Source organism: Microbacterium sp. (genome assembly GCF_031988965.1).
In the GTDB taxonomy this organism is placed as follows: domain Bacteria; phylum Actinomycetota; class Actinomycetes; order Actinomycetales; family Microbacteriaceae; genus Microbacterium.
Genome location: NZ_DALZXX010000070.1, coordinates 5,649 through 14,885, shown reverse-complemented (window position 1 = coordinate 14,885; position 9,237 = coordinate 5,649). Strand labels below are relative to the sequence as shown.

The following is a 9,237-nucleotide window of genomic DNA, read 5'->3' as shown; positions in this document are numbered from 1 at the left end:
CGTGCGGGCGAACGCACGCAGCGCATCGGCCCGCGCGACGGGAGCGAGTGCCGCCCATCGGCGCTGCGCCACGACGGCGCGCGCGATCGCGGCATCCGTCTCTCCGATGTCGGCGCGTGCGACCTCGCGGATCGCCGCACCGGTCGACGGGTTGATGACTGTGAACGCGCTCATCGGGCGTCCTCCTTCCGCCGTGCGGTGAACGCACGAGCCTGTGAGACGAGATCGGTGAAGAGTCGCCGATCCTCGGCGTTCTCCTCGGGGTGCCACTGCACGCCCACGATGTGGCCGGCCGACGTGTCGACGAAGGCCTGCACGAGACCGTCGTCGGAGTGCGCTGCCGCGACAAGCCCGTCGCCGAGACGGCCGACGCCCTGGTGGTGGTAGCTGTGCACGCGCATCTCGGTCTCGCCGATGATCTCGGCGAGCGGGGTGCCGGTCGACACCTCGACGTCGTTCTCGGCGAAGACGCCGCCGCCGATGCGGTACTTCTCGGTGCCGAGGGATTCGGGCAGGTGCTGCTGCAGGGTGCCGCCGCGGGCGACGTTCACGAGCTGCAGACCGCGGCAGATCGCGAGCACCGGGATGCCACGGCGCTCCGCCGCCTGGAACAGGGCGAGCTCCCACGCGTCGCGGTCGACCCTGGCGGGGTCGGTGAGCGGATGCCGGTCCTCGCCGTACAGCTCCGGTGCCACATCCGCCCCGCCGGAGAGCACGAGGCCGTGCATGCCCGAGATGGCGGCATCCGCGGCATCCGGATCCTGCGGAGGCAGGAGCAGAGCGATGCCGCCGACCGAGGTCACGCTCGTGAGGTACTGCTCGGGCAGGAACGCCGCGCGCACATCCCACACCCCCTGCTGCGCCCTCTCGAGATACGTGGTGACGCCGATCAGCGGCGCAGGGTCAGAGGCGCTCGAAGCCACGGATGCGCTCCCAGTCGGTGACGGCCGCGTCGTAGGCCTCGACCTCGATGCGGGCCTGGTTCAAGTAGTGCTCGACCACGTCGTCGCCGAACGCCGCTCTCGCGATGGTCGACTCGCTGAAGAGCTTCGCCGCCTCACGCAGGGTCGTCGGCAGATGGTCGACCGCATCCTCATACGCGTTGCCGGTGAAGCGCTCGGGCAGCGGCAGCTCGTTCTCGATGCCGTACAGGCCGCCCGCGATGATCGCCGAGATGGCGAGGTAGGGGTTCACGTCTCCGCCGGGCACACGGTTCTCAACTCTCAGCCCCGAGCCCGACCCGACCACGCGCAGCGCGCATGTGCGGTTGTCGATGCCCCACGCGACACCGGTCGGGGCGAAGCTGCCCTTGGCGAAGCGCTTGTACGAGTTGATGTTCGGCGCGAACAGCAGGGTGAACTCGCGCAGGGTGGCGAGGATGCCGGCGATCCAGTGCTCCATGACCGGGCTGAAACCGTGCTCGCCGTCTCCCGCCATGACGGGAGCGCCGGAGTCGTCGCGCAGCGAGAGGTGGATGTGACAGCTGTTGCCCTCGCGCTCGTTGAACTTGGCCATGAAGGTGAGCGCCTGGCCGTGCTGCTCGGCGATCTCCTTCGCCCCGTTCTTGTAGATCGCGTGCTGATCGGCGGTCTCGCGCACCTCCGCATAGCGGAATGCGATCTCCTGCTGACCGAAGTTGCACTCGCCCTTCACTCCCTCGCAGTAGAGCCCCGCGCCGTCCATGCTGTTGCGGATGTCGCGCAGCAGCGGCTCCATGCGGGTGGAGGCGAGCAGGTTGTAATCGACGTTGTAGTCGGTCGCGGGAGTCAGCCCCTCGTACTTTCGCGCCCACGCGTCGCGGTAGGTGTTGTCGAAGACGATGAACTCGAGTTCGGTGCCCGAGTAGGCGGTCCAGCCGCGCTCGGCGAGGCGGTCGCGCTGGCGATCGAGGATCGCACGCGGCGAGGGGCCGACGGGCTCGCCGTTCTGCCAGACCAAGTCGGCCATGACGAGCACCGTGCCGTCGAGCCAGGGGATGTTGCGCAGCGTCTCGACGTCGGGCTTCAGCACCATGTCGCCGTACCCGCGGTCCCAGCCCGACATCGCGTAGCCGTCGACCGTGTTCATGTCGACGTCGACCGACAGCAGGTAGTCGCAGGCCTCGGCCCCGTGAGCCAGGATGTCCTCCTGGAACAGCCGCGCCGACACGCGTTTGCCGACCAGTCGTCCCTGCGCGTCCGCGAAGGCCACGATCACCGTGTCGATCTCGCCGGCGGCGATGCCGGCATCCAGCTGTTCGATGCTCAGGTTGCCCGACATCTGACGCTCCGTTCTCGTGCGGTGAAGCGATCGGCCGACCGGCTTCGCCCTCAGAGTAGATCACCTTCGCGTTTAAAGGTAGACGAAACCACCATTGACTGTCACAATCATCCGCAAGGTGCACCCGGCGCCTGCACGCATGCGAACGGAGAGCGGATGTCCCAGCAGAGCAATGAATCCCGCAAGGTCGCCGGAGCGACCTATACACGCGCCGGGAGTGACTATTTCGAGAAACGGACGCTGAAGAGGTCAGCCGGAGTCTGGGGCCTGTGGGGCCTCGCGGTCGCCGCGGTGATCTCAGGTGACTTCTCGGGCTGGAACTTCGGCATCGACTTCGCCGGCTTCGGTGGGATGCTCATCGCCTTCGCCATCCTCGTCGCGATGTACTACGGGATGATCTTCGCCATCGGCGAGATGGCGGCGGCGATGCCGCACACCGGAGGCGCCTACTCGTTCGCCCGCTCAGCCATGGGCCCGTGGGGAGGCCTGGTCACCGGAGCCGCCGAGACGATCGAGTACGTCGCCACCACGGCGGTGATCGTCTACTTCTCGGCGTCGTATGCCAACGGCATCACGAGCGAGCTGCTCGGCCTCGAGCTGCCGGGGTGGGTCTGGTATCTCATCCTCTACGTCGTCTTCATCGCCCTGAACTCCGCGGGGGCCGCGATCTCGTTCCGCTTCGCGATCGTCGTCTCGGTGATCTCGATCGGCATCATCCTGGTGTTTTCGGCGATGGCGCTCTTCTCGGGTGCGTTCTCGTGGGATGCCCTGTGGGACATCGTCCCCGACGAGGGCCAGACCGCGTTCCTGCCGCACGGCGTCCTGCCGATCCTGTTCGCCCTGCCGTTCGCGATGTGGTTCTTCCTCGGCATCGAAGAGCTTCCGCTCGCCGCCGAAGAGTCGCACAACCCGACCCGTGACATCCCGAAGGCCGGCTTCTGGGCCCGTGGCACGCTCATCGTCACCGGACTCCTGGTGCTGTTCCTCAACACCGGTGTCATCGGCGCCGAGGCCACCGGCACCGCGGGCGAGCCGCTGCTCGACGGCTTCCGTGCGATCGTCGGCGACCAGCTCGCCGCCGTGCTCGCGCTCTTCGCACTCATCGGCCTGCTCGCGTCGCTGCAGGGCATCATGTTCGCCTACGGACGCAACATGTACTCGCTGTCGCGGGCCGGGTACTACCCGCGCTTCCTCTCCCTCACCGGCAAGCGGCAGACCCCCTGGGTCGCCCTCGCGGTGGGTGCAGCCATCGGCTTCGTCGCCCTGATCGTGCTCGACGTGCTCACCGCCGTCGACTCCGAGGGTGCGGGCACCGTGGCCGGCGCGATCGTGCTGAACATCGCTGTGTGGGGCGCAGTCGTCGCCTACGGACTGCAGCTCGTGTCGTTCATCATCCTGCGCAAGAAGTTCCCGAACGTCGATCGTCCCTACGTCAGCCCGTGGGGCATTCCGGGTGCGGTCATCGCACTCGTGATCGCCGCACTGATCTTCGTGGGCTTCCTGCTCAACCCCACGTTCGGCCCGGCCATCATCGCGATCGCGATCGTCTACGCGATCATCCTGCTCGGGTTCGGGCTGTTCTTCCGGCACCGCCTCGTGCTCTCCCCCGAGGAGGAGTACGCACTGTCGGGCGGTTCGCACGGCGACCCGCAGGCCGAGGGGTACGACGCCATGGAGGGCGAGGTCTTCGACGGAAAGCGGTGACGGCGGAGGAGCGCGGCTCTACTTGCGGTCGAAGTCGAACGCTTTCAGCAGCTCGTCGACAGCCTTGTCGCGCTCCTCCCCGCCCTCGTCGAACATGTGCGTCACGTGCGTACGCAGATGGTTCTCGAGCAGCAGACGATTCAGGGACTCCAGCGAACGCTGGATCGCGCGGGACTGCGTGATGATGTCCATGCAGTACTCCTCGTTCTCGATCATCCGCGCGACGCCGCGCATCTGACCCTCGAGGATGCTGGTGCGGTGCAGCGCGCGCTTCTTGATGTCTTCGATCACGCTTCGAGGGTAACCCGCGTGAAAGGATGACGTCATGCCGCGAACCCCGATGGCGCTCCTGTCGCCCGCAGACCAGGTGCGACTGCGCGCCCTCCGCCGCATGAAGGCGGTCGCTCTCGGCGCACTGATCTTCATGGCCGTCGTGTTCGTGATCGCGTTCGCGTTCCAGGAACGGCAGCCGTGGCTGGCCTACGTGCGCGCCGCGGCCGAAGGCGGAATGGTGGGTGCCCTCGCGGACTGGTTCGCCGTGACCGCACTGTTCCGTCGGCCGCTCGGGCTGCCCATTCCGCACACCGCGATCATTCCGAATCGCAAGGACGAGATCGGCCGCACGCTGGGCGAGTTCGTCGAGACGAACTTCCTCGAGGCGAGCGTCGTGCGCACCAAGCTCGCCAGCACCGCGATCGCGAAGCGCGCGGGTGAGTGGTTGCGCGAGCCGGCCCATGCCGAGCGGGTCGCGGCCGAGGGCGCGACGATCGCGACCGCCGTGCTCAACGCCCTGAGCGACGATGACGTGCGCGACCTCATCACCGACCTCGCCCGCGAGCACCTCGTCTCCCCCGAGTGGGGGCCGCCTGCGGGCGCCTGGCTCGAGAAGATCGTCGAGGCCGACGCGCATCACGGCGCGGTCGACCTCGCGGCCGACAGCATCGCCCGCTGGCTCGACGCGAATGCCGCATCGTTCTCCGGGCTCATCTCGCGGCGACTGCCGGGCTGGGTGCCGAAGCTCGCCCACCGGTTCGTCGACGACACCGCCTACAACGAGGCGGTCAAGTTCGTGCGGGCCGTGCAGGCCGACCCGCAGCATCCGGCTCGTCTGGCCGTCGACGGCTACCTCGCCCGGCTCGCCGACAGCCTGCAGAACGACCCGGCGACCCGCGCGAAGCTCGAGAACGCCAAGGCCTCGCTCTTCGACAGCCCCCGCGTCGGCGCCCTCGCCGCCGAGGCGTGGAACACGGCCAAGAACGGACTGCTCACCGCCCTCGCCGATCCGCAGAGCGGACTGCGTGTGCGCGCGGCGCAGGCGCTGCAGGAGGTCGGCGACAGGCTGACGACGGATGCCGCGCTGCAGCACCGCGTCGACACCTGGGTCTCGGATGCCGCGGTGTTCCTCGTCGACCGCTACCGCCACGACATCGCGTCGATCATCACGGACACGGTCGAGCGCTGGGATCCGGTGGAGACCACCGAGAAGATCGAGCTCATGGTCGGCCGCGATCTGCAGTACATCCGACTGAACGGCACGTTCGTGGGTGCACTCGCGGGCCTGGCGATCTTCACGATCGCACACCTGCTGATACCCGGGGTCTGAGGCCCGGCATCCGTCGCGGCCCGAGGTCAGACGAACAGCGGCAGCAACGAGACGATCAGGCCGATCACACCCACGCCGGCGAACACGCTCCCCACCGTGATCAGGACTCGACGCAGGTGCGGCGGCTCCCCCACGCGTGCCCGAGCTGGATCGTTCGCGCTGACGACGCCCGTCGCCCACTCCGCTTCGGGCGGCACGAACTCACCGCGTCGCAGCGGCCTCTCATGGAAGTCGCCCCCGGCGAACCAGCGCGCGAACTGCGCGCCGTCGCGTTCGATGATGACGATCTCGATGTTCCGCCACGGACCCTCGACAGATCCGATCAGCAGGCCGAGGAAGAGCAGCGGCAGACCGATGCCCAGGCCGATCCACGACAGCACCTCGCCGACGAGGGCCAGGGTGTCGAGAGTCTGCATGTCTTCATCGTAGAGATGGAGAGGTCACCCGTCGGGCACAACCCTGCGGCGGGAGGTCAGCGATGAGTCGTAGGTAGAGATTCGGACTAGTCCGTGTCATGATCTAGTCATGGATCCGACCCAGTGGCCCGCCGAGTGGACCAGGGCTGCCCTTGCCGGCGCGATACTCGCTCTGGTGAACGATGAGGACGCATACGGCTATCTGATCGCGCAGCGTCTGACTGCCGCCGGCTTCGGCGCCATCAAGGGAAGCACGCTCTATCCGCTGCTCGCACGACTCGAAAAGGACGGGGCTCTCGGCTCGGCTTGGCAGGACGGTGACGGAGGTCCGGGGCGCAAGTACTACTCGATCACAGATGCCGGCCGGCAGATGCTCGACGAGCATCGCCGAGCCTGGGCGGATTTCACCACGAAGACGACGGCAGTGCTCGGCGAGAACAAGGAGTCACGATGAGCGGCGCACGCGGCGACGACTACGGCATCGCGCTCGAAGCGGAACTCGAGCTTCGCGATGTCCCACGAGAGGAGATCGCCCTGATCGTCAGGGAGGTCCGGAGCCACCTCGCGGAGTCCGGAGAGGACCCCATCGAGTCCTTCGGCTCGCCGGAACTGTACGCAGACCGATTCGCTCCGCGATCATGGACGCGCAGGAAGCTGTGGATGCTCGTCGCGCTCGCCGGCCTGCTCGGGGCGGGATCCGGGTTCCTGCTTCTCAGCGGCACGTTCGGGCTCATGGATCCGTCCATGCAGCTGTGGGGCTGGCCTCCCGCGGCTCGCCTCGTCATGGGCGGACTGTGCCTTCTGGGCCTGGTCGCTCTCCTGGCCTTCATGATCATCGGATCCCGTCGACGCCACGCGTCGTGGAGACTCCCCGGGTCCGATGGCGAGGCGCTCGAGTATCACCGTCGACGGCGCGACGTTCGAGGTCGAGACGTCGCCGAGTGACGGCACGCTTGAGCGCCACCCAGGGTCGGTTCAGCTCATCGCGGCCGAGCCATCGCCGGCAGCCTCGGATCCGAAGGGCCTCTTCGGATCCCTCTCCCACGTGGCTCCGCCCTCGACTCGGCGCCACTGCTGACGGGGACCCTCCCATTCGCGCGCGACGTCGGTCAGCCACACCGTGGAATCGGGCGCCCATCCGGCGATCAGGGTCGCACGGTCGTCGTCGACCTCGATCAGCCTCGTGGCCGCCGAGAGATACCCGAGGGTCGTCAGGTGCACGGCATCCCACCGCTGCGCCACACTCTCCCAATCGGGGATGATCCATCTGCCGTCTCGACCCGTGACCCAGAACCAATCGTGGCGACGCGAGGCGCTCACGTCCATCGGGTACTCGCGGCACAGCTCGGCCCAGTCGTCTGCAGAGCCCACTTCGAGAACCCGCCCCGTTCCACGCACGGGGATCACTGTGGCGACATCCCAGCCGAGGGAATCCTCGACGTACTGGAGCGCGTCCCGCACGTGCGCTCTCGTCGTGAGGAGCTCTCCCGGGACCGACCACCATGTCCCCGAGGCACCGGCACGGGGGTCGGCGGGGCGGTCGATGATCGCCCGCCTCTCGTTCTCGTGCTGCTCGGTGGCCCACCTCGCGAGGACTGCGGCCGGGTGGCGCTCGATCGGGGCACTGTCCGACTGCGGGCGCCAATCGACCGCCCACTGCGTCGTCGTGAACGGCGCCGTCAACTCCGGCATTGCCGCGACCAACCGCTCGGCGACGGGGCGCAGAGCCTCTCTCACCTGCGGCAATGCGGCCACGAGGTCCGCGCCGTCCGCATGCTGCCAGTAGCGGGCGTGGTCGACCGACTCGCCCATGGCGTCCCTCACCGCCTCTTCCGAGATCGGCGCCGTGAGATCGGAGCGGCGGATGAGAGCAGCGACCTCGGCCTCGGTGACGGTGGGATCATCGACATCGTCGGCACCCTCACCGCCGATGCGGATGATCGTCCCCGGATTCGGATCGAGCTCGTGGCCGAGCCAGAACACGGCCGACCTCACGGCATGGTCAGCACCGACCACGACGGAGAGGCACAGGCGACGTCCTCGGGGTCCTCGCAGGAGCTCGTCGGAGATGGTCATGGTGAACGCCGGGTACCGGGGATGCTCAGACGCTCGATGACCCGGACGCGCTGATCGCGGCCCGCGCGACGTCGATCACATGCATCACACCGACGACGTCATCGTGCGTGTGCACCGGGGATTCCACGCGCCCCTCGGCCACGTAGGAGGCGAGAGCCGTCGCCTGGTACCCGAGCCCGTCGTGCACCGCCTCGAAGCGGTTGTCTGTGAACGTCGCGGTCTCGGAGGATCCGAATCCGCCGATGGTCACGCTGATCGACGAGGGGCCGAAGAACGGGCTGCCGATCTCGATGCGGCCGCGCGAGCCGAGCACCGCGGCCGTCACGGGCAGCGCAGTCTGCAGAGAGGTGCTGGCGAACGCCCGCGCACCTGACGAGTACGAGAGCAGCAGGTCGGCGCTGACGTCGACCCCGCCCGGTCCGCTGTCACCCTTGGCCACGATCTCCGTCGGCGCACCGAGCACGGATGAGGCGAACGAGATGGGATACACCCCGGCGTCGAGCAGAGCCCCACCGCCGAGCGCGGGGTCCCAGAGCCGGTGCTCGGGCAGGTAGGGCATCGTGAAGCCGAAGTCGGCCGTGACGAGCCGAACATCTCCGATCGCTCCGTCGGCGAGAACCTTGCGCATCACGTCGGACTGCGGCAGGTACCGTGTCCACATCGCCTCCATCACGAGCACTCCGGCGGCGCGACCGGCATCCGTGATCTCGCGCGCCTCATCGGCCGACATCGCGATCGGCTTCTCGATGAGCACGTGCTTGCCGGCGGAGATCGCGGCGAGCGCCTGCCCGCGGTGCAGCGGGTGCGGCGTGGCGACGTAGACGACGTCGATCTCGGGGTCGGCGACGAGCGCCTCGATGCTCGGCAGCACCCGCGCGATGCCGTGCTCGGCGGCGAACGCCTCGGTCTTGACCCGGTCTCGCGCCGTGACCGCGACCGCGCGCTGCTCGGTGTGCGCGTGGATCGCATGCACGAACTTCCCGGCGATGCCCGTGCCGATCACACCCCACCGCAGCGCGGGGACGGCGGTCGGGTCGGGCAGCGACGGAGTGGGGAGCGTCAGCGACATCGATGAGCCTTTCGAGAATCGAGGGATGCCACCAGCGTAGACATCGCTCGCTCTCACGCCGCCCGCAGGCTCAGCGCGTCGCGAGGCCCGCGAGCATCTCCAGCACGCAC

General features: G+C 68.2%; 11 protein-coding genes. 4 read left to right on the top strand and 7 right to left on the bottom strand.

Annotated elements, in window-relative coordinates; genetic code table 11:
- The 3 genes from RTM68_RS11920 to RTM68_RS11910 form a co-directional block, all read right to left on the bottom strand.
- Positions 1-174, bottom strand: a 174-nt coding sequence (locus tag RTM68_RS11920) for an aldehyde dehydrogenase family protein (RefSeq protein ID WP_312171139.1), incomplete at its 3' end; no start/stop codon positions are given.
- Positions 171-923: a gamma-glutamyl-gamma-aminobutyrate hydrolase family protein gene (locus tag RTM68_RS11915; protein WP_312171136.1), complete on the bottom strand. Its 753-nt coding sequence runs from the start codon at positions 921-923 to the stop codon at positions 171-173. The genes RTM68_RS11915 and RTM68_RS11920, both read right to left, overlap by 4 nt.
- Positions 904-2,259 carry a glutamine synthetase family protein gene (locus RTM68_RS11910; protein WP_312171134.1) on the bottom strand — a complete coding sequence of 452 codons (1,356 nt, stop codon included), beginning with the start codon at positions 2,257-2,259 and terminating at the stop codon, positions 904-906. Before RTM68_RS11910 ends, RTM68_RS11915 begins: the two co-directional genes overlap by 20 nt.
- A gap of 156 nt (positions 2,260-2,415) precedes the next feature.
- Between RTM68_RS11910 and RTM68_RS11905 the strand changes: the two genes are divergently transcribed.
- A complete protein-coding gene (locus RTM68_RS11905) occupies positions 2,416-3,963 on the top strand; it encodes an amino acid permease (RefSeq protein ID WP_312171132.1) in 1,548 nt (515 codons plus the stop codon).
- A gap of 18 nt (positions 3,964-3,981) precedes the next feature.
- On the opposite strand, the gene RTM68_RS11900 is transcribed toward RTM68_RS11905, so the two are convergent.
- The gene (locus RTM68_RS11900) at positions 3,982-4,254 is read right to left on the bottom strand and encodes a metal-sensitive transcriptional regulator (protein WP_042537810.1); all 273 of its coding nucleotides are present in this window, start codon (positions 4,252-4,254) and stop codon (positions 3,982-3,984) included.
- A gap of 34 nt (positions 4,255-4,288) precedes the next feature.
- On the opposite strand from RTM68_RS11900, the gene RTM68_RS11895 reads away from it, so the two are divergent.
- Positions 4,289-5,566 carry a DUF445 family protein gene (locus tag RTM68_RS11895; RefSeq protein ID WP_312171129.1) on the top strand — a complete coding sequence of 426 codons (1,278 nt, stop codon included), beginning with the start codon at positions 4,289-4,291 and terminating at the stop codon, positions 5,564-5,566.
- Between the two features lie 26 nt (positions 5,567-5,592).
- Here RTM68_RS11895 and RTM68_RS11890 read toward each other — a convergent pair whose 3' ends face one another.
- Entirely contained in the window at positions 5,593-5,982 is a 390-nt protein-coding gene (locus tag RTM68_RS11890) for a hypothetical protein (protein ID WP_312171126.1), read from the bottom strand.
- 109 nt (positions 5,983-6,091) lie between these two features.
- Here RTM68_RS11890 and RTM68_RS11885 point away from each other — a divergent pair, with 109 nt between their 5' ends.
- Positions 6,092-6,436, top strand: coding sequence for a PadR family transcriptional regulator (locus RTM68_RS11885; RefSeq protein ID WP_312171123.1), 345 nt, complete (start codon positions 6,092-6,094; stop codon positions 6,434-6,436).
- Positions 6,433-6,927 carry an HAAS signaling domain-containing protein gene (locus RTM68_RS11880; RefSeq protein ID WP_312171121.1) on the top strand — a complete coding sequence of 165 codons (495 nt, stop codon included), beginning with the start codon at positions 6,433-6,435 and terminating at the stop codon, positions 6,925-6,927. The genes RTM68_RS11885 and RTM68_RS11880 overlap by 4 nt, the downstream gene beginning before the upstream one ends.
- Before the next feature lie 30 nt (positions 6,928-6,957).
- On the opposite strand, the gene RTM68_RS11875 is transcribed toward RTM68_RS11880, so the two are convergent.
- Positions 6,958-8,058 (bottom strand): hypothetical protein, encoded by a 1,101-nt coding sequence (locus RTM68_RS11875; RefSeq protein WP_312171119.1) that lies wholly within the window; start codon positions 8,056-8,058, stop codon positions 6,958-6,960.
- Between the two features lie 25 nt (positions 8,059-8,083).
- Positions 8,084-9,127, bottom strand: coding sequence for a Gfo/Idh/MocA family oxidoreductase (locus RTM68_RS11870; protein WP_312171117.1), 1,044 nt, complete (start codon positions 9,125-9,127; stop codon positions 8,084-8,086).
- Positions 9,128-9,237: the final 110 nt, after the last annotated feature.

Coding starts and splice junctions, on each gene's coding strand:
- RTM68_RS11910 (WP_312171134.1), bottom strand. CDS start 2,259: ATGTCGGGCAACCTGAGCATCGAACAGCTGGATGCCGGCATCGCCGCC.
- RTM68_RS11905 (WP_312171132.1), top strand. CDS start 2,416: ATGTCCCAGCAGAGCAATGAATCCCGCAAGGTCGCCGGAGCGACCTAT.
- RTM68_RS11895 (WP_312171129.1), top strand. CDS start 4,289: ATGCCGCGAACCCCGATGGCGCTCCTGTCGCCCGCAGACCAGGTGCGA.
- RTM68_RS11890 (WP_312171126.1), bottom strand. CDS start 5,982: ATGCAGACTCTCGACACCCTGGCCCTCGTCGGCGAGGTGCTGTCGTGG.
- RTM68_RS11885 (WP_312171123.1), top strand. CDS start 6,092: ATGGATCCGACCCAGTGGCCCGCCGAGTGGACCAGGGCTGCCCTTGCC.
- RTM68_RS11880 (WP_312171121.1), top strand. CDS start 6,433: ATGAGCGGCGCACGCGGCGACGACTACGGCATCGCGCTCGAAGCGGAA.
- RTM68_RS11875 (WP_312171119.1), bottom strand. CDS start 8,058: ATGACCATCTCCGACGAGCTCCTGCGAGGACCCCGAGGACGTCGCCTG.
- RTM68_RS11870 (WP_312171117.1), bottom strand. CDS start 9,127: ATGTCGCTGACGCTCCCCACTCCGTCGCTGCCCGACCCGACCGCCGTC.